This is a genomic window from Murimonas intestini, assembly GCF_024622195.1.
In the GTDB taxonomy this organism is placed as follows: Bacteria; Bacillota; Clostridia; order Lachnospirales; family Lachnospiraceae; genus Murimonas; species Murimonas intestini.
Window position 1 is genome coordinate 58520 of the sequence record NZ_JANKBI010000006.1, and the last position, 22998, is coordinate 81517.

20 protein-coding genes are annotated in these 22998 nt (G+C 46.9%); 6 read left to right on the forward strand and 14 right to left on the reverse strand.

The window, feature by feature from the left end; genetic code table 11:
• Positions 1–10 precede the first annotated feature (10 nt).
• Entirely contained in the window at positions 11–883 is an 873-nt protein-coding gene (gene hflC, locus NSB28_RS11160) for a protease modulator HflC (RefSeq protein ID WP_109627330.1), read from the forward strand.
• Between the two features lie 93 nt (positions 884–976).
• Here hflC and fliB read toward each other — a convergent pair whose 3' ends face one another.
• A complete protein-coding gene (gene fliB / locus NSB28_RS11165) occupies positions 977–2071 on the reverse strand; it encodes a flagellin lysine-N-methylase (RefSeq protein WP_109627332.1) in 1095 nt (364 codons plus the stop codon).
• Positions 2072–2226: 155 nt separating this feature from the next.
• Between fliB and NSB28_RS11170 the strand changes: the two genes are divergently transcribed.
• Positions 2227–3015 (forward strand): nucleotidyltransferase domain-containing protein, encoded by a 789-nt coding sequence (locus NSB28_RS11170; protein ID WP_109627334.1) that lies wholly within the window; start codon positions 2227–2229, stop codon positions 3013–3015.
• 25 nt (positions 3016–3040) lie between these two features.
• Here NSB28_RS11170 and NSB28_RS11175 read toward each other — a convergent pair whose 3' ends face one another.
• The 3 genes from NSB28_RS11175 to NSB28_RS11185 form a co-directional block, all read right to left on the reverse strand.
• Positions 3041–4309 carry a ferritin family protein gene (locus NSB28_RS11175; protein WP_109627336.1) on the reverse strand — a complete coding sequence of 423 codons (1269 nt, stop codon included), beginning with the start codon at positions 4307–4309 and terminating at the stop codon, positions 3041–3043.
• A 175-nt stretch (positions 4310–4484) separates the two neighbouring features.
• Positions 4485–4970, reverse strand: a complete 486-nt coding sequence (locus NSB28_RS11180; RefSeq protein WP_109627338.1) for a cytidylate kinase-like family protein — start codon at positions 4968–4970, stop codon at positions 4485–4487.
• A gap of 83 nt (positions 4971–5053) precedes the next feature.
• A complete protein-coding gene (locus tag NSB28_RS11185) occupies positions 5054–6154 on the reverse strand; it encodes a DUF362 domain-containing protein (protein WP_109627340.1) in 1101 nt (366 codons plus the stop codon).
• Between the two features lie 175 nt (positions 6155–6329).
• On the opposite strand from NSB28_RS11185, the gene NSB28_RS11190 reads away from it, so the two are divergent.
• Positions 6330–7127, forward strand: a complete 798-nt coding sequence (locus NSB28_RS11190) for an HD domain-containing protein (protein ID WP_187374211.1) — start codon at positions 6330–6332, stop codon at positions 7125–7127.
• Here NSB28_RS11190 and NSB28_RS11195 read toward each other — a convergent pair.
• Both NSB28_RS11195 and NSB28_RS11200 read right to left on the reverse strand, forming a co-directional pair.
• Complete coding sequence (locus NSB28_RS11195) at positions 7094–9025, reverse strand: ABC transporter ATP-binding protein (protein WP_109627342.1); 1932 nt, start codon at positions 9023–9025, stop codon at positions 7094–7096. The two genes, NSB28_RS11190 and NSB28_RS11195, sit on opposite strands and share 34 nt — an antisense overlap.
• A 3-nt stretch (positions 9026–9028) precedes the next feature.
• Positions 9029–10804 carry an ABC transporter ATP-binding protein gene (locus NSB28_RS11200; protein WP_109627622.1) on the reverse strand — a complete coding sequence of 592 codons (1776 nt, stop codon included), beginning with the start codon at positions 10802–10804 and terminating at the stop codon, positions 9029–9031.
• A 141-nt stretch (positions 10805–10945) separates the two neighbouring features.
• Here NSB28_RS11200 and NSB28_RS11205 point away from each other — a divergent pair, with 141 nt between their 5' ends.
• Positions 10946–11824, forward strand: a complete 879-nt coding sequence (locus tag NSB28_RS11205; RefSeq protein ID WP_109627344.1) for a LysR family transcriptional regulator — start codon at positions 10946–10948, stop codon at positions 11822–11824.
• A gap of 55 nt (positions 11825–11879) precedes the next feature.
• On the opposite strand, the gene NSB28_RS11210 is transcribed toward NSB28_RS11205, so the two are convergent.
• The 3 genes from NSB28_RS11210 to kduI are packed head-to-tail and all read right to left on the reverse strand — an operon-like array spanning position 11880 to position 14280.
• A complete protein-coding gene (locus NSB28_RS11210; protein ID WP_109627346.1) occupies positions 11880–12518 on the reverse strand; it encodes an RpiB/LacA/LacB family sugar-phosphate isomerase in 639 nt (212 codons plus the stop codon).
• 55 nt (positions 12519–12573) lie between these two features.
• Complete coding sequence (locus tag NSB28_RS11215) at positions 12574–13374, reverse strand: gluconate 5-dehydrogenase (RefSeq protein ID WP_109627347.1); 801 nt, start codon at positions 13372–13374, stop codon at positions 12574–12576.
• Positions 13375–13416: 42 nt separating this feature from the next.
• On the reverse strand, positions 13417–14280 hold the full coding sequence (gene kduI, locus NSB28_RS11220; RefSeq protein WP_109627350.1) for a 5-dehydro-4-deoxy-D-glucuronate isomerase: 864 nt from the start codon (positions 14278–14280) through the stop codon (positions 13417–13419).
• 192 nt (positions 14281–14472) lie between these two features.
• Here kduI and NSB28_RS11225 point away from each other — a divergent pair, with 192 nt between their 5' ends.
• Positions 14473–15330 (forward strand): AraC family transcriptional regulator, encoded by an 858-nt coding sequence (locus tag NSB28_RS11225; RefSeq protein ID WP_109627352.1) that lies wholly within the window; start codon positions 14473–14475, stop codon positions 15328–15330.
• A gap of 7 nt (positions 15331–15337) precedes the next feature.
• Here the strand turns inward: NSB28_RS11225 and NSB28_RS11230 are convergent, their stop codons facing one another.
• Genes NSB28_RS11230 through NSB28_RS11240 form a run of 3 tightly spaced genes read right to left on the reverse strand, consistent with a single transcriptional unit; the run spans position 15338 to position 18176 of the window.
• Positions 15338–16645, reverse strand: a complete 1308-nt coding sequence (locus NSB28_RS11230; RefSeq protein WP_109627354.1) for a TRAP transporter large permease — start codon at positions 16643–16645, stop codon at positions 15338–15340.
• Positions 16645–17139 (reverse strand): TRAP transporter small permease, encoded by a 495-nt coding sequence (locus tag NSB28_RS11235; RefSeq protein ID WP_109627356.1) that lies wholly within the window; start codon positions 17137–17139, stop codon positions 16645–16647. Before NSB28_RS11235 ends, NSB28_RS11230 begins: the two co-directional genes overlap by 1 nt.
• A gap of 14 nt (positions 17140–17153) precedes the next feature.
• Entirely contained in the window at positions 17154–18176 is a 1023-nt protein-coding gene (locus tag NSB28_RS11240) for a TRAP transporter substrate-binding protein (protein ID WP_330581432.1), read from the reverse strand.
• A 178-nt stretch (positions 18177–18354) separates the two neighbouring features.
• Between NSB28_RS11240 and NSB28_RS11245 the strand changes: the two genes are divergently transcribed.
• Positions 18355–19836, forward strand: a complete 1482-nt coding sequence (locus tag NSB28_RS11245) for a UxaA family hydrolase (RefSeq protein WP_109627360.1) — start codon at positions 18355–18357, stop codon at positions 19834–19836.
• Positions 19837–20068: 232 nt separating this feature from the next.
• Here the strand turns inward: NSB28_RS11245 and NSB28_RS11250 are convergent, their stop codons facing one another.
• Together NSB28_RS11250 and NSB28_RS11255 are read right to left on the reverse strand one after the other, a co-directional pair.
• Positions 20069–20452, reverse strand: a complete 384-nt coding sequence (locus NSB28_RS11250; protein WP_109627362.1) for a hypothetical protein — start codon at positions 20450–20452, stop codon at positions 20069–20071.
• 87 nt (positions 20453–20539) lie between these two features.
• A complete protein-coding gene (locus NSB28_RS11255) occupies positions 20540–22744 on the reverse strand; it encodes a glycoside hydrolase family 3 N-terminal domain-containing protein (protein ID WP_109627364.1) in 2205 nt (734 codons plus the stop codon).
• Positions 22745–22998: the final 254 nt, after the last annotated feature.

The following is a 22998-nucleotide window of genomic DNA, read 5'->3' on the forward strand; positions in this document are numbered from 1 at the left end:
GGGAACGATTATGAAGAAAAAACATGTAATAGGTATTATAGTGGCTGTGGCAGCAGTCATCATCCTTGGTTCCTCTGTAGTTGTGACGAACCAGAATGAGTATAAGCTGATACGGCAGTTTGGAAAAGTAAACAGGGTCATTGACTCTGCCGGGCTGGGCCTGAAGCTTCCTTTTATCCAGTCTGCAGACACACTTCCAAAGGAGACGCTGCTCTACGATCTGGCCCCTTCAGATGTGATCACAAAGGATAAAAAGACCATGATCAGTGACAGCTATATACTCTGGAAGATCGAGGATCCTTTAAAGTTTGCCCAGACACTGAATTTTTCAATTTCAAATGCTGAAAACCGCATTAACACTGCTGTCTACAATGCCACAAAAAATGTAATCAGCAGCATGAACCAGGACGAGGTCATAACAAGCCGGGACGGCCTGTTATCTGACATGGTAATGGCCAATATAGGCAGCAATATGGAGCAATACGGCATTAAGCTGACTGTATTCGAGCTGAAGCAGCTGGACCTTCCTGATGACAATAAAGATGCCGTCTATGAGCGGATGATCTCTGAACGCAACAACATTGCAGCTACCTTCACAGCTGAGGGCGACTCAGAAGCTAAGGTGATCCGCAACACTACGGACAAGGAAATTGCCATACAAATATCAGAGGCCAGCAAGCAGGCTGAAATCCTTATCGCTGAAGGCGAGGCTGAATATATGAGAATTCTCTCAGAGGCATATTCTGATGAAAGCAAAACGGACTTCTACTCCTACGTGCGCAGCCTGGATGCTTTAAAAGCTTCTATGAAGGGCGGAGACAAAACTGTCGTCCTCTCATCAGATTCACCCATAGCCCAGATATTTAACGGCGCCGTACAGTAACAAGCTTCAGATATAAATGGGGGTGCCCCAAAAGCCAGGCCGGCTTTTGGGGCACCCTTTTATATGCTCACTTTCCAGAAGGCAGGCTTCCGGCTAATTCAAAAGCAGGATCATGATATTATCAAAGCTGTAAAGATCATCCTCCATGATCTTTTTCTCCAGAAACTCCAGATTTTTATCAGAGTGCTCTATTTCCCTGGCAAATCTGTATGAAGCCTCCGCATATCCCGCTTCCATGCCCCCGCCCCCTCTCCGGGCCAGGCTGCATATCCACATTGTACTCAGGGCTGAAAACTTTACCTTTGCGTATGCTTCTCCGTCATAGACAGCGCCACAGAAATATACAGATAAAAAGTATATCATCAGCTGTTCCCTGTATATTTCCTCTGTCCTGCTACATTCCGGGACGCTCTCTTTCTCCCCCGCCTTTTTCAGGTATGCACGCCAGGATGGCTCTACCGTTTCTAATTCATTAAAAACGGCCATCATCCTGTCTCTGAGCCCGGCAGCTTTGTTTGCCCTCTTCCTGTACTTCCAGAAAAAATCCCTGAAATACTCTTCTCTTCTGCTGCTCTTATAACGTTTTATGAGGCTGCCTGTCTTGTCTGTGCGTCCTCTGCCTATGCGCTGCTGCAGATCATGCCCAAATGCCAGGACAATACCTGTTCTCATGCCTATATCAACGTTCCTGTCTCTGAGAATATCATACATCACCGTTCTGGCTTCCAGCAGCATACTAAACAGCAGCCTGTCATAATCCCTGAAGTGTTCAGCCCTCTGCTGCCTCACTGTATGGAGGAATCCGGCCTTTCCCTGATTTCCCAGGATCAGCCTAGCCGCTTCAGGGCAGGAGAGAGACAAAGTATATTCCCGCCTGTTTTCAAATACCTCCACATGCCTTGGGTATCTCCTGCACGTGCGGCAAAGCATATCCTCCCCTGCCTCACGCTGCAGGTCACACAGGCCGTCTTCGTCCAGAAATTCACATCTGCCCTCATACTGGTGAAAACAGCCTCCCTCCCAGTCAATTGAATTCTTCAGACGGCTTCCGAATGCCCCATCCACATCTCTGTACTTTTCCAGCGTTTTCTCATCAATGCTGATCTTCCAGCCAGTGCAGCAGGTGTCAGGGCAGTCTGCGGCAATACATCTGAACTTTTTATAATAATCTGGTATTGTATATTCCATGGTGTAATAACGTTATTGTTCACTCCGTGACCAGTAACGCAGTAACCTCCTATTCCGGATATATTCTCCCCCTTCTGCTTGCCAAATCCTCCCTTCCGCATTATAATCAGGATAAGTCAAAACCCCGCGAAAATAATAAAATGAAGGAGACAGATATGTACAATCATCACGAGGAATCTATAAAGATCATGACTGATTATTTCAAGAAGCAAGAGGACGTCATCGCACTTATCCTGGGCGGCTCAGTTGCCAAAGGCATGGAGCGCCCTGATTCAGATCTGGACGCCATGGTAGTCGTCACCCCCGGCCGCTATGAAAGACATATGGCGGAAGGAACACTCTCTGAATGTATATACGGATGGTGTACATATGAGGGCGGATATTTCGATGTCAAGTACATCACGAAACATTTCCTTGAGGCTGCAGCCAGAACAGCCAGTGAGCCCACAAGAAATGCCTTTGTCTCCTCCAGGGTACTCTTTACCCGGGATGAGGACATCACCGGATATGTCAGACAGATCCCCCTTTTCCAGCAAAAGGAAAAGGATGATAAGATGCTGTCTTTTTACAGCGATCTGAGTCTGAACTATAATTACTTCTGGAAGATCTGCCGGCCATCAGGCTATATGAAACTCCATACCGCAGCTGAGATCATCTATGCCTGCTGCCGCATGGTCCTGCAGATAAATGAGACTCTCTTTCCCTCCAACCGCCGATTAGAGGAAACAGCCGCCAAGGCAGCCAACAAGCCTGAAGGCTTCATGGAACTCTGCCGTGAATTTGAAGACAGTTTAAGCGATGAGGCATGTGACCGCCTTGTGGATGCCTTTCTAAAATGGCTGCCGTATCCAGTTCCCCAAGAACTGAGCACCGTTCTTTCCCGCTATGAGGCCGATTTCGAACAATGGTGGCTGAACCCGCGCCCCTTCATCAGTGAGTGGTAGGCTGGCCTCTTACCCGGCGTTTGTTTCAATCCCTATTTTGAGCCTCTGAAAATTTTTTAAAGCTTTTGGACGGTGCTCCACATACAGGGCACCGTTCAGGCGCCTGCTCCCCGGCCATCACATAGCCGCAGACAGGACATACATATATGGTATCATGGGGATATCCCTCAATATTCTCAGAAACCTCTGACAGAAGCCTGGCATGTACCTTCTCGGCTTCTCCTGCATCTGAAAAAGCCTGGGAACAGAGGATTTTTCCCTGTCCGGACGCATATTCAGAAAGCATAGGATAGAGATTTTCTGCTTCAAATTTTTCACGCGCTGTGTACTTATCTGCCTCACTTGTAAATGCCGTATGTTTTTCTATCAAATTATAAAATGATCTGGCATGGCGGTATTCCGACTCTGCCAATGCTTCAAAGAGATTTGCGGTCTTTTCATACCCTCTGCGCCTGGCCCTGTCAGCATATGTCAGGTATTTAAAATGAGCCATCAGCTCTCCTGCCAGCGCACCCTCTATCTCTTCTCTGAGGACTTTATCCTGCACCTCACGGCTGTAAGGAATACCCTCCAGGTCCACCACTCTGTGGGAAAGCTTCCCCTCTTTTAGGAAGAACCGGACGATATGGTGGTCCACGTCACAGGCTCTGATATCTTCAGAGACATCTTCTATAAAGGCTCCGCCTCCGCCTGTACATATAAAGGGAATCCCGTCCACCTCATCTTCAAACCTGGAGTGGACATGGCCGCACAATAAATAAGAAACTTTATCTTTATAAGGCCCGTACACCTTTCTCAGCCTTGCAAACTCTTCATCTGATACAGCATTTCCCGTAAAATGGTTAGGAACCGGGATATGGAAGGCTATAACTACCTGCTTTACTTCCTGCTCCTCCAATTCTCTGCCCAAAAGTTCCAGCCCTTTATCTGAAAACCTGCGGGACGCATTGTCCAGTACGGCTATGGAAAAATCCTTCCCGCGGATCACATAATCGGCAAGCCCGCAGTATTTCTCATAATCACCTGTGTCATGATTTCCTTTTAATGTGTATACATCCTTTTTTGCAACTGCCTCCGTCAGATTTTTCGCTGTTTCATAAAAATGCCTGTTTCCCGCCGGAACCATATCCCCGGCGATCAGTATCATATCATCGTCCTCTGCAGCAGTCAGGGCGCTGGCATAAGTCTGCATCATTACGATCCCGACACCCTCGCACCCCGGGTCCCCTATCACACTAAAAGACTTCAGCTTATCTGTCTTTATTAATTCCTGTTCTGCTTTTTTAAAATACATGTTTTCCGTCCTTCCTGCCTTTGCGTACCTCCGGGCCTATATTTTGGATAGCGCAGCTTTCGTTCCGCGCGCAGCTGCGCATCCCCCGGATGGTTTTTATTTTATAGGAAACAAAGTTTCCTATAGAATAAAATAGGCCCCTTTCCAAGAGCCTATTCTTTAATTCTATATGATATTAGATATATTCCATTCTTTCAAAATACTTCATCAGGATATCCGCACAATTCTCTATACCCAGCTTCGTCGTGTCCAGGATCATGTGATAATTGTTCACATCACCCCATGCCCTACCTGTATGCTCATGGTAATAATCAGCTCTTTCTATATCCGTCTTCTCTACTTTTTCTTTAGCCTCCTCATAGGACAGAGATTCTTTTCCCATGATCCGTTTAATACGGTCTTCCTTATCAGCGCAAACATAAATATTAAAAGCATTCCTCTTATCTTTTAATATCTCAGAAGCACATCTTCCCAGTATGATACATGGCTCCTCTGCCAGCTTACGGATGGCTGCCTCTTCGGTCTTGTAGTCATTCTCTGCCAGACCCTGTTCAATATCCGCTTTGTCATATACAGGTATCTGCAGCCGTTTTGACAATTCATTCGCGATTATGCTGGCGCCCGTCCCATAACGGCGGCTCATTGTAATTACCAGTTTCATAAGAACCCCTCCTCGTATGTGAAATAAAAGCTAAATCAGTCTTTATTATAACACTAAAATACGGAAAATCCTAGAGCGTGTTTTTATTTTATTTTCCGGATATAATTTTTTAAGAATTCATAGATCTCTCCTTCTGTGGGAGGGCACCCCTTCAGATGGCATTCAAATCCCCTTGTACAGTTCCCAATGCCCAGCCGTCCTTTTTTCCCCCGGTATCCCTGTCCTATGGAAATCTTTGTATCCAGCTTCTTTAAAATCCCCTCTTCCCTCAGGCGGTCCAGCGCCGGTATCAGATATCCGTAGCATGCACTGCAGGATTCCACTTCCTCCACAGCATCCTTCAGCTCCACGATCTTCCTTCCCGCCGATATCTTCACCTCATTTTCACGCTGGTTCAGACACCTGATCACTGCTTTCGACAGATCAGCCCTTCCCACACCCAGTTCCTCCGCCAGCTGTATATAAGGCACGTCAGACAACTCATATTCCAGAAGGCTGCAGACATATGCATCACAGAGCACAGGGTCGGCGGCTGTCAGTATCCTGTCCATCTGCACAGGATTTCCCCCATCTTCAAAATCCAGATCCCCGCATATATTATCCACCACGATAAAATCCTGGTGAATTCCTGTATTCAGGTGGGCGATAGGCTTATGAAGGCCCATAGAATGAAAATGGCGCTTTTCTTTATTTGGTATAAGGCCTTTCATATTCTTGAGCGCACATGTGATCCTTGTCTGGCAGTGACCCTTGAGCACCGGCACATTTATGAGGAAATCAAGTTCCGTCACAGCATCGCAGATATCCAGTTTCATTCCTGCGCAGTCATGGAGACTGTGGCTGTCCTTCTGCGTATCCAGAAACTCTGTCCCATACTCACTGCACAGAGCATCATAACCGCATACATGTACGGCTTCCTCTGTCCTGTCTCCCACCCACGAGCCTTCCAGTATCACCAGATTCTCATACCCGCGCTCTTTCAGGTATTCGATTATGCCTGCAACGATCTCCGGATGTGTAGTCGCTCCGTAACCGGCAGGCGTAGGAGATACAAGGTTCGGCTTGATCCCTATCCTCGCATTTCTCCCCGGCACCCTCTCCTCCAGCCCTGAAGCCTCCAGGATCTCCTTTGTCATCTCTTTATAATTCTTCCCATATATCATCAATATCTCATTATTTTCCATATACCGTCCTCCTGTTTCTGACAGCAGTCAGGACCTGGCCTGCCGCTGCTCTCTTTGCACATACTATATAGCAAACCCTTCCATTCCGCAAGAGGTTTGTTACTATTCCCATCCCCGGATTTTCATGGTATAATCCATCTGTGTTTACATTCATATACAGGGAGGCAGATCATACATGTTGGATTATTCAAAAGCCAGAAATGAATTTGAGAAATATCTGGACGGATATGACCGGACGGATGATAAGATAAAATTAAAGATCATACATACATATGGCGTGGCTGAACAGAGTGAAAAAGTGGCCCGCAGAATGGGGCTTTCAGAGGAAGATGTGACTCTTGCCAGGATCATTGCCCTTCTCCACGATATAGGAAGATTTGAACAGCTGAAGCAGTTCCACTCCTGGGATGCATCTGTTATGGACCATGCGGCCTATGGTGTGCATGTGCTCTTTGACGAAGGACTGATCCGCCGGTTTATTGATGAAGATACATGGGACGCCATGATCAGGACAGCCATTGCACACCACAGCGCCTACAGTCTTGACATAACAGGAGATGACCGCACACTGCTCCATGCCCGGCTGATACGTGATGCCGATAAGCTGGATAACTGCCGTGTTAAGCTGGAGGAACCTGTTGAGGTTCTCCTGGACGCCTCCCCCGTGGAAGTCGGCGCCATGGAAGTCACGCCTGAAATAGCCGGGACTTTTTTCAGTAACAAATGCATCCTGCTCTCTGAGAGGATCACAAAAGTTGATTACTGGGTATCTTATGTGGCATATTTTTATGATATTAATTTTGCGGAAAGCCTGTCAGTCATCCGGGAGGAAAATTATGTTTCCAGAATCATAGACAGGATCCCATACACCAATCCTCAGACGGCCCTTACCATGGAGCGCATGAAAAGGTATATGGAATCCTATATTGACAGCAGGATCTATGCCGATTCTTCTGCAAAATTGCCTGTGTAGAGCTGATAGTATTTTCCTTTTCTGGCTATCAGCTGGTCATGGGTACCTCTTTCAATGATCCTGCCCTGCTCCAGGACCATGATGCAGTCTGCATTGCGCACTGTGGAAAGGCGGTGGGCTATGACAAAGGTAGTCCTTCCCTTCATAAGCCGGTCCATCCCCTGCTGAACCAGTGCCTCTGTCCTGGTATCAATGGAGGAGGTCGCCTCATCCAGTATCAGTACGGGCGGGTCTGCAGCCGCAGCTCTGGCTATGGCCAGCAGCTGCCTCTGTCCCTGGCTCAGATTGCTGCCGTCTCCTGTCAGCATAGTGTCATATCCGTCCGGGAGGCGCCTGATAAAGCTGTCTGCATTTGCCAGCCGCGCTGCTGCTATGCATTCTTCGTCTGAAGTATCCAGACGCCCGTAACGTATATTATCCATGACTGTGCCTGTAAACAGGTGGGTATCCTGGAGTACAATGCCAAGGGAGCGGCGCAGGTCTGCTTTCTTTATTTTATTTATATTGATATTGTCATATCTGATCTTTCCATCCTGGATGTCATAGAATCGGTTGATCAGGTTTGTGATCGTAGTTTTTCCTGCCCCTGTGCTCCCCACAAATGCTATCTTCTGCCCCGGGGCTGCATAGAGTTTCACACCGTGCAGCACGATTTTTTTATCATTATATCCAAAATCCACGTCGTTAAATGTCACATCACCCATGACTTTTGTATATGAGACTGTGCCCTCAGCCCTGTGCGGGTGCCTCCAGGCCCATATGCCAGTCCTCTCCTCTGTCTCAGTAAGGGTTCCGTCCTCTTCTTCTCTGGCATTTACCAGTTCCACATACCCTTCATCCTTCTCAGGCTGTTCATCCAGAAGCCCGAAGACACGGCTGGCTCCTGCCATGGCCATCACAATACTGTTCATCTGCTGGCTTATCTGTGTTACCGGCTGGGTAAAATTTTTGTTTAATGTCAGGAATGAGACAAGTGTTCCCAGCGTCAGCCCGTAAAAGCCTCCCAGCGCCAGAAGCGCGCCTGCTACAGCGCAGAGCACATAACTGATATTGCCCAGATTGGCATTTACCGGCATCATAATATTTGCAAATTTATTTGCGCTGTCTGCGCTGGCTCTGAGTTCCTGATTTACTTTTCTGAAATTTTCCAGGCTTTTCTCCTCGTGGCAGAAGACTTTTACTACCTTCTGGCCTTCCATCATCTCCTCAATGTAACCATTCACAGCCCCCAGATCCTTCTGCTGCTTTGTAAAGTATTCAGCTGACCTGGCGCTCAGCTTTTTAGTGGTGATCATCATGATTCCAACCATCACAAGTGTCACTGCGGTCAGAGGAATATTAAGCACCACCATGCTGATAAATGTGGAAAGGATCGTGACAGCTGAATTGAGTACCTGGGGAATGCTCTGGCTGATAAGCTGGCGGAGCGTATCCACGTCATTTGTATACACTGACATGATATCTCCGTGGGCGTGGGTATCAAAATATTTGACAGGCAGGGATTCCATATGGGTAAACAGGTCTACACGTATGTTCCTCATAGTGCCCTGGCTGATATTGACCATGATTCTGTTATATGCGTATGCACAGAGAATACCTGCGGCATATGTGCCCGCCATTGACAGCAGCGCCCCCGCCAGAGCGCCGAAGTCAGCAGATGATGACTGCGTCATGGGTACGATATAATCATCTATCAGCTTCTGCATAAATAAGGTTCCCCTTAAAGTGGCTAAAGCTGTACCGATGATACAGGCTGCTACCATAAAAAACGAGAACTTGTAGTTCTTAAGCATATAGCTTATAAGTCTTATTAAAATTTTCCCGGGATTCTCAACGTGAGGCCTGGGACCGGTTTTGCCGGCTCCGGGACCGTTTATGATCTTTGCATTTTCCGCCATCTGTCACACCGCCTTCTCTTTTATTACATCTGTTTTTCCCTCAGCCTGGTCGAAGTCGCCTCCGCCCTTTATCTGGGTATTATATATCTCTCTGTATATTTCATTATTCTCAAGCAGTCTTTCATGGGTATCGAATCCATTTATCCTGCCGTCCTCCAGCACCAGTATCTTATCAGCATCCTGTACACTTGAAATTCGCTGGGCAATGATCAATTTTGTAGTGCCTGGGATCCTGGCTGTAAATGACTCCCTGATCTTAGCATCCGTGGCCGTGTCCACAGCGCTGGTGGAATCATCCAGGATAAGGACTCTGGGCTTTTTGAGAAGCGCTCTGGCTATACATAGCCTCTGCTTCTGCCCTCCTGAGACATTAGAGCCGCCCTGCTCAATATAAGTATTATATTTGTCCGGCAGCTGCTCGATAAACTCATCCGCACATGCCTGACGGCATGCTTCTATGCACTCTTCTTCATCAGCGTTTTCATCGCCCCATCTGAGATTATCCAGGATAGTTCCTGAAAACAGGACATTTTTCTGCAGCACCACAGCCACCTGGTCACGCAGGCACTCCATGTCATAGGAACGCACATCTTTTCCTCCCACGCAGACAGAGCCTTCTGTCACATCATAGAGCCTGCTGATGAGATTCACAAGACTCGACTTGCCGCAGCCCGTGCCTCCGATGATGCCTATGGTTTCCCCTGCGCTGATGTGAAGGTCTATATCATGAAGTGTATCTTTTTTGCTTCCCTGTCTGTAGGTGAAGTTCACATGATTAAAATCAATACTCCCGTCCCTGATCTCTGTCTCCGGCTTTTCCGGATTCGTCAGGCTGGCCTTTTCAGTGAGCACCTCCGCTATACGCCGCCCGCTGGCAGCGCTCATAGTGACCATTACAAATATCATGGAAAGCATCATCAGGGACATCATGATTCCCATGATATAGCTGAACATGGAAGTGAGCTCCCCTGTAGTCAGATTTCCTGCCACAACATAGTGGGCCCCAAACCAGGAAAGTGCAATGACACATCCGTAGATAACAAGCATCATGACAGGATTATTAAAGGCCAGAATGCCCTCCGCCTTAACAAAAAGCTTGTAAAGCCTCCCTGCCGCCTCTGTGAATTTCTCATTCTCGTAATCCTCCCGCACAAATGCCTTTACAACACGTATGGCGGAGACATTCTCCTGGACACTGGCATTTAAGGCGTCATACTTTTTAAATACTACGTCAAAAATCTTTGTCGTTCTGGTCATAACCAGAATGAGCACAGCCGCCAGTACTATGATCGCAGCCACAAAGATGAGGCTCAGTCTCACATTAATAAAAAAGCACATAAACATGCTGCACACCAGCATCATAGGCGCCCTCACCGCGATCCTGAGTATCATCTGGTATGCGTTCTGCACGTTTGTCACGTCTGTTGTCATTCTTGTCACAAGTCCCGCTGTACTGTATTTATCAATATTTGAAAATGAAAATGTCTGTATATTACTGTACATGCCATCCCTGAGATTGCACGCAAATCCCGATGACGCGCTGGCTGCATATTTTCCTGCAAGGACTCCTGATAACAGGCTGAATGCCGCCAGCAGAAGCATCAGGGCGCCATAAAAATAAACCTGGCTGATGTTTCCTGCCTCTATCCCCCTGTCAATGATCGCAGCCGTAACAAACGGTATCAAAACCTCCATTATAACTTCCAGCGCCGAAAAAAGCGGCGTCAGAAGAGATGCTCTTTTATACTCCTTAACCTGGCTCAACAATATTTTTATCATAAATAATGCTTCCTCCTTCATTTCAATCTCTTATAACATTTTCTCACTGTTCCTGTTGAAAGTGAAATCAAAAAATGTTATTATTAATAAACAACCTTTATCAATTTTGTTTAACAGCTTTTATTTAAAAGGAGGATAATTTTGAATACTGTACAGTTAGAGTGCTTTCTGGCTGTTTCCGAGACACTGAACTTCGCCAGGGCCGCTGAGCATCTTCACATAACCCAGCCTGCCGTCACCCATCAGATAAATTCTCTGGAATCAGAGCTGGATGTAAAATTATTCAAGCGAACAACGAGAACTGTAGAATTGACAGAAGAAGGGTGGAGTTTCTTCAACGACGCAAAAACCATCCTGAATATGACACATATGGCTAAAGCACGCCTTTCAAGCCATAATACGGAAGAGATACGTTCTATCGGGATCGGCTGCCACAGCCCCATGGAACTCTCTCTGCTTCCAAAACCGCTGAATGCTTTTTTAAAGAAATACCCTGATATCCACCCTGAGCTGAAGATGGTGCCGTTTCAGGCACTGCAGAATCTTCTTCAGGAGGAAAATATAGATGTAATGATGGGATTCCTGGATGAAAACTCAAAGAAACTGCCGGGAGTATATGTAGAACTTACAAAAGCCCCCCTGGCCTGTGTCATGTCTCCCTCCCATCCACTGTCCAGCAGGGAGAGCCTCCGCCTGGAGGATCTTAAAGAGGGAAAGCTTATTATATGCAGTCCTCGTAAAACCTCTGCGGCAGTATCCAGGATCCAGGGACAGCTGATCGGCTGCAGGACGCCTTCTGATGTATATTTCTGTGACAATATTGAGTGCGGAATAACACTGGTGCAGGCTGGGGTTGGCTTTATAATACTTCCTGCTATACTGCCTGAGCACAGCAGCGCCCTCTCCCATGTCCTGCTGGAAGGTGTCCAGCCGGAGTCATTCGGTCTGTATTATAAGACACTGCAGAGAAACCAGCCTTTGAAGGATTTTATACAATTCATGAAAGAATATTTCAGCTGAAGATGAAAACAAAAGTGCCCCACAGCATAGAAACTCAGCTGTGGGGCAGCATTTTTTACTGAAGGATTTCTTTTACGCATTCAGCAATCTGTTCGTCTTTACAGTTTTCAAAGAAATACTCCCGGAACTTCTCCCCTGACAGGGCGCCTTTTACAAGCTCTCTGTCCAGATTCTTAAGGATAGTCACCAGATCTGTATATGTATGCTTCTTCACTTCATCCAGGATCTTTTTATTCCTCTGTTCCGGAACAGCCCTCTCTCTGGGATAGCCCTGCCCGCTCTCTTCCACGTACAGCTTTTCAAATATATACTCCAGGTTCAGGTCTCCGCCCCATCCGAATCCTTTTGCAAAGGGGATCGCAATTGCATTGCCGTCATTGATCTGTGCAAATGTGTATGCATCCAGAGGATCTTCCACATGGCCGCAGATCACACCCGGGAATGAATTGCAGGCCAGCATGGCCCCTTCTCCTGTGCCGCAGCCTGTGATCACATAATCCGCTGCTTTGGAATTCAGAAGAACTGCTGCCAGAATCCCTACCTGGACATATGTGAGCTGGCATTCGTCCTCTGCCGTGTACATTCCATAATTAAATACTTCATGCCCCATGGGCTCAACTACTTTTTTTAATGAATTTAAGATCATGGCATTCTTTGATGCCTGGCTGTTTTCGTTGATAAGTGCTATTTTCATTTTCTATTCCTCCATTATTGATCCTTGATTGATGCGGCAGGGTATTTGACCCGGGTTACGGCTGTTTCCCAATATATGCCAAAATTCCGCCGTCCACATATAAAATATGCCCGTTTACAAAGTCAGAGGCATCTGATGCCAAAAATACTGCCGGTCCCATCAGGTCTTCAGGTGTTCCCCACCTGGCTGCCGGTGTCTTTCCTATAATAAATTTGTCAAAGGGATGTTTTGTGCCGTCCGGCTGTGTCTCCCTGAGGGGAGCCGTCTGTGGCGTGGCGATATACCCCGGCCCGATCCCGTTGCACTGGATATTGTATTCTCCGTATTCAGAGCATATATTCCTTGTGAGCATCTTAAGGCCGCCCTTTGCAGCCGCATAGGCAGACACTGTCTCACGTCCCAGCTCACTCATCATTGAGCAGACATTTATGATCTTGCCATGTCCTTTTTTGATCATACCGGGGATGACAGCTTTAGACATGATAAACGGAGCGTTCAGGTCTATATCCACCACCTGTCTGAATTCCTCGGCTGACATTTCATGCATGGGGATCCTCTTTATAATTCCCGCATTATTTACAAGGATATCTATTGTGCCCAGCTCTGATTCAATATCAGACACCATCTTCCGGACCTGGTCCTCATCAGTCACGTCGCAGATATATCCCTTTGCGTCAATTCCTTTTGCACTGTACTCTTCCATGGCTTTATCCATGTGTTCCTGCCCACGGCAGTTAAATGCAATCTTTGCACCGGCATTTGCATATGCTTCCGCAATGGCAAATCCAATCCCGTAAGCTGCCCCTGTCACAAGCGCAACCTTTCCTTCCAGTGAAAAGCTCTTCATAATATCCATATTTGTCCTCCTGTCCATGTACTTACTTTTATTGCAGCCTGTTTACATCAGGTCCTTCATTGCCACTGCATCCATATCGTCAAAGTCCTGGTTCTCTCCCACCATTCCCCATATGAAGGTGTAATTCCTGCTTCCGCTTCCCGAATGTATTGACCAGCTCGGAGAGATGACTGCCTCTTCATTGCGGATCACAATATGTCTTGTCTCATTCGGCTCTCCCATGTAATGCATGACAAATGCGTCCTGTGGCATGTCAAAGTACAGATACACCTCCATCCTTCTGTCATGAGTATGGCAGGGCATAGTATTCCAGACACTGCCGGGCTCCAGGCTTGTCATACCCATTTCCAGCTGGCAGCTCTCCACCTGTCCGGGAAGGATATATTTACAGATCGTCCTGTGGTTTGACTCTTCCAGACATCCCAGTTCTACTTTATTTTCGTCCTTAATGATCACTGTGCCTTCCTCAGGGACACCCTCCCGCTTTATTAATACTGTAGGGCATGTTCTGTGGGCCGGTGCGCTGTTTATATAGAATTTGGCAGGGTCTGCGCTGTCATCACTCTCAAACACAACTTCCCTTTTCCCCATTCCAATGTACATGCCTTCTCTTGCACCTACTGCGTACACCTTCCCGTCAACATTTATCTTTCCCGGGCCTCCGATGTTGATGACTCCCATTTCCCTTCTCTGAAGGAAATATTCTGCCCTGAGCTCTTCACCTGCTGTCAGTACCAGCTTTTCATTGACAGGAGTTGCCGCGCCTGTGATAATACGGTCAATATGGCTGTACACCAGTTTGATCTCATCAGCAGTAAAAAGCCCCTGTATTAAAAATTCCTCTCTGAGCCTCTCCGTTGTATAGTGTTTTACATCTCTTGGAGATGAAGCTGTCCTTAATTCCATTTCCTGCACCCTTTCTTATCTTTGACTGTCGTCCATAGTTTTCCGGCTGTGTTATGCTATCTATCATAACATGCCGGATTATCAGTTTCTTGTGATTTATTGCCAAAAACCTTGCAAATATTGTACATTTTTCTGTCTGAGAATGTTATAATAGCCGTAAGAAACCACAGAGATTAAATGGAGGTGAATAAAATGAAGGAATTTAATTCCTGTAAGGATGCCATCGATTCCTGCATAGACAAAAAGTCCTTTGCCATCGCCCATCTCTATAAGGATGAAAAACCCATGGATATGCACATACACGACAGCTATGAGATCTATTACTCTATCTCCGGAGGAAAACAGTTTTTAATAGATAACCGTTTTTACGATATCCAGCCCGGCGATATATTTTTTATTAATCAGTACGAGAGCCACCATCTGACCCAGATAGACAGCCAGATCCATGAACGCATCGTACTTTCTATCTATCCGGAATATCTGAAAAACTTATGTACTAAGGCCACTGACCTCAACTACTGCTTCTCCCACCGGGACCGGGGCTGCCATCATAAGATCTCCCTCCCGCCTGAAGACCAGAAACGCTTCAGGTATTACATACACAAGCTCTGCAGCATTCAGGGATACGGCGAAGATCTGCTGGAGCAGTCCGGCTTTGTAGAAATGATGGTTTTTCTGAACAGGATATTCTGCGAGAGCTGTCATGAAAGACAATTCAACGAGGGGAGTAATTATCATAAAGAGGTAGATCAGATACTCAGTTATATTAACCAGAATATAAAAAATCCCCTAACTATCGAAGAGCTGTCATCACATTTCTATCTCAGCTCTTCCTATCTCTGCCGCATATTCAAGCAGGCCACGGGCACGACTATCAATAAATATATTACCGCAAAACGGATCACCATCGCAAAGGCTCTTCTCACAGAAGGCTCAACAGTCAACGAAGCATGTGAAGAATCCGGCTTCAATGATTACAGCAATTTTCTGAAGGCCTTCTCCAGAGCCGTGGGAGTCTCTCCTAAAAAGTATTCCAGTTTTTCAACATAAAGGCAAATTATACGTATCCCATCAGTCCGGGCAGCCACAGGGACAGCAGAGGAATATATGTCACAAGGAGCAGTACAAGAAAAATAGCTGCAAAATATATCAGAAGCTGCTTAAAGACAGTTTCGATCCTCACTTTTCCAACCTTCACGCCGACAAAAAGTGTTGTCCCTACCGGAGGAGTGATCGTCCCGATACAGAGATTAAAAATCAGCATGATTCCAAAGTGCACAGTATTCATCCCCAGCGCTGTGCACACAGGTAAAAATATAGGGGTGAAGATCAGGCAGGCAGGAGTCATATCCATGAAGGTTCCCACAAAAAGCAGTATAATGTTAATGATAAACAGGATCACAAATTTATTGTCCGTAAGTCCCAGAAGTCCGCGGGAAATAGCTGTGGGCAGTCCTGTGAAAGCCATGACCCACGACATGATCGCAGAAACTCCTATCAAAAAGACTATGATCCCCGTCATCCTGGCGCTTTCTCTGAAAATCTGAGGAAGATCCTTAAAACGGATGGATTTATAAAAGAACAGAGAAAGGATCAGGCTGTATACAACTGCTACTACTGAACCCTCTGTAGCTGTAAAAATCCCGAATATGATCCCCCCGATCACGATAATGATCAGAAGCAGGCAGGGCAGAGCCTGAAAGAGAATGCTCAGCTTTTCTTTTGCCTCAAATTTCGTTTTGCTCCTGTAGCCAAATTTTTTTGCCAGCATATAGATGACAAGCATACACGCCAGCCCCCACAAAAGCCCCGGAATATATCCGGCCATGAAAAGAGCTGCAACTGAAGTTCCCCCGCTCACAAGCGAGAATGTTATCATTACATTGCTGGGCGGTATTAAAAGTCCGGTTGGCGCTGTGGCTATATTGGCAGCCGCTGAAAAGTTAGGATCATATCCTTCCTCTTCTTCCACAGGACCGATGATGGAACCCATTGCGGATGCAGCCGCTGTACCTGAACCTGAGATAGCCCCGAAAAGCATATTGGCAATTACGTTAGTCTGGGCCAGCGCCCCGGGAGTCCTTCCCGTCACAAGCTTTGCAAGGTTGATAAGCCTTATGGCTATCCCGCCTTTGTTCATTATATTTCCGGCCAGAATAAAAAAAGGGATGGCCAGAAGGGAGAAAATGGAGATCCCTGAGAATATCCTCTGTGCCCCTGTGACAACGGCGGCCTCAAAGTTCAGCACCGGGAGGATGGCGCACACAGATGACACTGCCAGCGCTGCCGCGATGGGCACTCCCGCCACCAGCATGATCAGCAGCAATACTAAAATGATTAATCCTGATGTGACTGCAATATCCATTATTCATATCCCTCCCTGTCCTTATCTGTGAAGAGTGTGATCACGTTCAGTACATTATAGATCATGATCAGCGCTCCTGAAAGCGGCACTACTGTATATACTGCGCCCATGGGTATCCCCAGGGAAGCAGTTACCTGGGTCATCGTCAGCTTCATGATGCTGATGCCCCCATAGACCATTACAATAGCCGCAAAAGCAAAAATTAGGCACTCAATCAGAACTTCCAGCCACAGCCGTCCGTTTCCCCTCAGCTTATCCGCAAGGAATCCCATTCTCATATGATCCCTCTCTCCAAATACATAAGCAGCAGCCAGAAGAGCCATCCATGTGAAGCTGTATGTCAGAAGCTCTTCTGAAACGGTACTGGGGCTATTAAAGAAATATCTTATGACGATCTGATAGGTGCCGATGCAGACCATAAATGCAAAAATGGCTGCACATGCAGTTCCAAGTATTTTATCCAGCCATGATCTGGCTGTCTTTACCGTTTTCATATACCGCTCCTCCTTCAGTCCTCTGCTGCCTTTTCGTTGATCTCCTGGATATACTCATAGAAATCCCTGATATCCTCATTTTTTTCAAGCATTTCCTCATGAAGGGGAAGTACCTTTTCTTTAAACGCGTCTACATCCACCTCTATGAATTCCACGCCCATCTGATTTTCAGCAATATTCTTTGCCTCCTCTATCTGCTCTGCCCACTTCTCCTGTTCTGTCTGTGTAGAGATATCAGCTGCCTCCTCAAATATCTTCCTTTCCTCTTCTGTAAGTCCCTCAAGAAATTTCAGGTTTCCTATCAGCATATCTGGTACCATCTGATGCTGGTCATAGGAATAATATTTTGCCACTTCCCCATGCTTGTTATTTGTCAAAGCCAGCTCATTATTTTCAGCTCCCTCGATAACCCCCTGCTGGATGGCCGTATAGACTTCTCCAAAACTCATTGGAGACGCAGCCGCCCCAAATGCCTGCATCATCTTTACACTTGCAGGGCTCTGCTGTACACGTATCTTCTGCCCCTTCAGGTCTTCAGGCGCATAGATTGGCTTCTTGGCATAAAAATTCCTGGTTCCCGCGTTATACCATGTCAAAGCTTCAAAGCCCGCCTCATCCGTAGACTCATATATATTTTTCATATAATCTTTATCATTCATGACTGATTCATAAATTTCCGGTGAATCAAACAGGTATGGCATGCTGAATATCTCATATACATCTGCAAAAGTCTCCAGGTTTGCCGTCCCGGCCACCACAAAATCAATGGCGCCTGTCTGTGTCAGTTCGATCGCCTTCTGGGCTGATCCGAGGATCTCATTAGGAAATATCTGTATCTCATATTTGTCTCCCAGTTTTTCTTCCACATACTCCTTAAACGCCAGAAGCCCCAGATGCTCCGGATGTGTCTCAGACTGTCCATGGGCGATCCTGATTATCCTCCTGCTCTCCCCCTGCCCTGCACATCCTGTCAACACTGTCAGCAGAACAAGCCCCGCAAAGACTGCTGCATATTTACTGAATTTATTTTTAGCCACTGCTTCCGCCTCCATACTTTTCCTGTTTTCCTCATATACTTCCCAATTTTTGAAAATTGTATTCCCGCGGAAAAAATTGTTTTGTTATTGACTATTTCTCAAAAATGTTGTACCTTAAATGTAAGTACTTACATTTTGTTATAACTAAATAGATACAGATAAAGAAAGGACACTGCTCATGAAAAATTATATTAAGATCCACCCCCAGGATAATGTTGCTGTTGCACTCTGTCCGCTGACAGCTGCTTCTGACATCAGTCTGGAGGAACAGCAGATTCATCTCTTAGAAGATATCCCCCAGGGACACAAGTTTGCTCTCACCGACATACCTGCAGGTTCCCGTATTTTTAAATATGGCAGTCCGATCGGCGTAGCCAGGGAGGATATCAAATGCGGCAGCTGGATCCACACGCATAACTTAAAGACAGGCCTGGGCGACCTTCTGACTTACACATATGAGAAGCAGGCTGCCGTGCTTCCGCCTACGGAGGAACGCTTTTTTGATGGGTTCAGGCGCGCTGACGGGAAAGTCGGGGTGCGCAATGAGATATGGATCATCCCTACTGTGGGCTGTGTAAATAATGTGGCAACTGCTGTTGAGAGAAAAGCCCAGGGACTGAAAAAAGGATCTGTTGATGAGATCGCCGCCTTCCCCCATCCATATGGATGTTCACAGATGGGAGATGACCAGGAACATACGCGCCAGATTCTGGCTGATCTTATCAACCATCCCAATGCCGGCGGCGTTCTTGTTTTAGGCCTTGGATGTGAAAACAGCAATATTGATGAACTGAAAAAATATATTGGGAATTACGATGAGAACAGGGTCAAATTCCTGGTTGCACAGGAATCTGAGGATGAGATAGCTGACTCCCTGGCATTGATAGAAGAGCTGGTTGATTATGCCGGGAGCGCCAGGCGTGAGCCTGTCAGCTGCAGTGAATTGATAATCGGCATGAAATGCGGCGGCTCCGACGGTCTCTCAGGTATAACAGCCAACCCTGCAGTAGGCGCATTTTCAGACCTCCTTATATCAAAGGGCGGAACGACTATCCTCACTGAAGTTCCTGAAATGTTTGGCGCAGAGACTCTCTTAATGAACCGCTGCGAGTCTGAAGAGCTGTTTGACAAGACAGTGGACCTGATCAATGACTTTAAAAATTACTTTATCAGCCACGACCAGACGATTTATGAAAATCCTTCTCCCGGCAATAAAAAGGGCGGTATCTCTACCCTGGAGGATAAATCCATGGGATGTACCCAGAAATCAGGCAGCGCTCCAGTCCGCGGCGTGCTGGCATACGGTGAACCTGTAAAGACAAAAGGCCTTAACCTTTTGAGCGCACCCGGAAATGACCTGGTGGCCTCTACTGCCCTGGCAGCTTCCGGAGCACATATCGTTTTGTTTACCACAGGCCGTGGGACTCCCTTTGCATCTCCTGTGCCTACAGTAAAGATTTCAACGAATACAGCCTTATACAATAAGAAAAATAACTGGATCGACTTTAACTGCGGCACCCTTGTGGAAGATTCAGACCTGACAAAGCTGCGTGACGAGTTCTTTGATTATATTATTAGAGTAGCTTCAGGAGAAAAAGTAAAATCCGAGGAAGCCGGATTCCATGATATGGCTATATTCAAACAGGGAGTGACTCTCTGATCAGAGCAAAAGTGCACTTTACGTTACCTCATATAAAGTCAAAGATAACTATTCAGCAGGTCTGTGCATTTACTGCACAGACCGTAAGAAAATGATTCAAGCGTGCAAAAATCCCATCGCCGGAGGCGATTTTAAATGGATTTTTGCATGTAACTGTGAAGGTACTGAACAGTTGCATGTTCCGAGTTATATAAATCCGGGCATGCTCTTTTATTTCTGCGAGGTTTTTGACTTACAATTTGTTCTGTTCCAGTTTATCCATCTTTTCTTTTGTTGCCAAAAAAATCTCTGCCTCTGTCTCTTTGTCTTCCAGGATATCCTCTGGCAGCATGCACAAAGCTGCCGCCCGGCTCTTGCCGTCTCTGATCTCACACTGGCTGAAACTGAAGACCCTGTCATCCCCGTCTTCTGATATATCCGTGTCCGGCTCAAGCCTGACAGTCACTTTAAAATTTATAATGCCGTTTTCCATGTATTTCTTATAGATCCTGGCCTTTTGAAGAACCTCGTCCTCAAACGGATAATCCCTTAGAAGCCGGGCCAGTTCCAGCAGATCAACATAACCTCTAAAATGCGTTTCACTCTTCTGTATTGCCTCAATCAGTTTTATTTCCATATGATCCCCCTTTTAATATCCCCGTCTGTTTGCTGCGGGGCTTTAGCTGCAGCCGCAGATGTCTGCCCGCTGGTTTTCGGACAGACATCAGTAACTCATGCCAAATCCGTAGTCATATGTATTCCCTTCTGAATCTTTATAAGGAACCATATCAAGCGGCAGGTCCTCGCACTGCTCTTCAACTGTTTCCATGTCCCTTGGAATCTGGACCGGCAGCCTTCCCGTCGGGCTATATTCACCAAACAGAATATCCAGGACTGCACTTTTTGACACTCCGAATTCAACAAGGATGGCGTCTGTCTGTTTTTCAAATTCATGCATAACCATGGGATTGCTGAGTGCAGCGCACACAATTACAGGCTTATCTCCCATGGCCTTTCTGCATTCCAGAATATTATCCAGATCCGCCTCATTATATGATGTGTTAGTCTTTCCCCGATAGCTTCTGTTTTCAAACTTCTCTCTCGGGTCCCCTCCGGCTATGCTGACGGCCCGGGCATTTACCGCCGTGTAGGGGCGGTACTGCAGCGTAATCGGCAGATATCCATTGCCTCCTGCTGCCGCGTCCTCTTCGGAATACGGATTGCACTGCGGACTCTCAATAAATACGACCGCCGCGTCCGCTTCACCGGGATCTGACACCCTCACTGCATACTTTGAAATAACATCAGCGGCAGCCGGGTCTTCTGTATGCTCTGGTATATCCTGCCTGAAGAATCCTTTTGACGCCTTTATCCTCCTCTCTGGAATATATACCTTTATCCCCCTGGCAAGCGGCAGACAGTCTTTATTTTTCAGCAGCACTACTGACTTTAGCTGCGCCTGGTAGCCCTTCCTGACAAATTCCCTGCAGCCCACGATCCGGGCAGATTTCTCCGGTTCCAGATATGGATCCTCGAAGAGGCCGCACTGGAAAATATTTTTCAGAAGCCTTGCAGCAGATAATTCCATTCTCTGACGCATAGCTTCTTCGCCGTATTTTTCACAGCCCAATTTGCAGGCCTGTATCACCGGCTCCATTCTGCTGTTCCCTCCGAACTGGTCCACTCCATTCATAATGGCACACAGACACCTCTCGGCCTCCGTCACATCCTCCATACCATAACACCTGCTTCCAAAGGAATCAATCCTGGCATCAGGATCCTGAGTGATGCCCCAGTCTGTGCATACCACTCCCTGGTAACCGTATTTTTCCCTGAGCAGATCCCTGATCATATATTCGCTGTAAGAATTCCCCACATTTTTGCCGTTCTTTTTATCTTCACCCCAGGATACTGTGTAATAGGGCATAACTGAAGCGGCATATTTCGTAGGCCCGTCCAGGCAGAAGGCAGCCTCCGTAAATGGCTTCTGGTGCATCTCAAAATTTCCGCCCGGATAAACAGCATACCGGCCAAACGCATAATGGGCATCCCGCCCGCCTTCTCCTGTTCCCCCGCCGGGCCAGTGCTTTACCATCGTATTGACACTCTCTGCGCCCCAGCCGTCAGGCGCTCCCGGCGTTGTCTGCATACCGTCACAGTAAGCCTTTGTCATTTCCTTGGTTTTCTCTGCCTCCTCCCCAAAGGTATCAGCGAACCTCATCCATCTGGGGTCTGTACAGAGGTCGATCTGCGGTCCCAGCGCTGTAGTGATTCCAAGCGCCCTGTATTCCCTGGATGCAGTCTTTGCAAAATCACTTACTACCTCAGTGTCAAAGCAGGCTGCAAAACCCAGTCCTTCCGGCCACTTACTTACATCCTGTCCTGCACTCTTAAATTCAGCGCCCGACTCTCTTGCACCGCTTCTGGGATCTGAGGACAGATTTACGGGTATACCATGCGGAAGGCTCTCTGCCACTTTCTGAAGCTCATTGCTCCACCTGGCAGAGACCTCTGCATTTTCTACTGTCATCAGCAGGATATGGCGTATGTGTTCCTCCGAAAGATATTCTTTCTGTTCATCAGACAATTCCCAGGGCTGATTTCCCGATTCCCAGAAAGGCCTTCCCCCGAAGCTTCCTCCAAAGGGGCCTCCCTTTGCCGGCGGCACTGCCTGGTGGGGAGAATAGAGCATCAGGCCGGCTATCTCTTCAACAGTCAGCCTTCCTGCCAGGTCCTTTGCCCTTTCCCAGGGCGGCAGCCTCCAATCCTCATATGGAAGAAGCTCCCCGCTTTTTTCCAGATCTTTAAAATAAAAACCGTCCCTTTCTATTACTGAAACGCCCGATCCCGCAGAATATGCCAGAGTCCTGCCATTATCTAATACAATTCTGCAGATCCCGTCCTTTTCAGACTGTTCTTTTATATGCAATCCCACATCCTCCTTCTCTGTCACCGCCAGATTCCAAACATGGCTACTTTCTGGTTACTATTCACGAGCCACTGTTTCGCCTTTTCTGTTATTATAACCTTTATTAATCCTGCTTTCAAGATAAAGACAATTGTACGCGCGTTACTGGTCACGAAGTGAACAGTAACTGGTGGCGTGTAAATAGTAACAAAAAACGCTCTTCTGTGCACTGCCCTGTAACGGCTCTATACACAAAAAAGCGTTTTTTTCTCTGA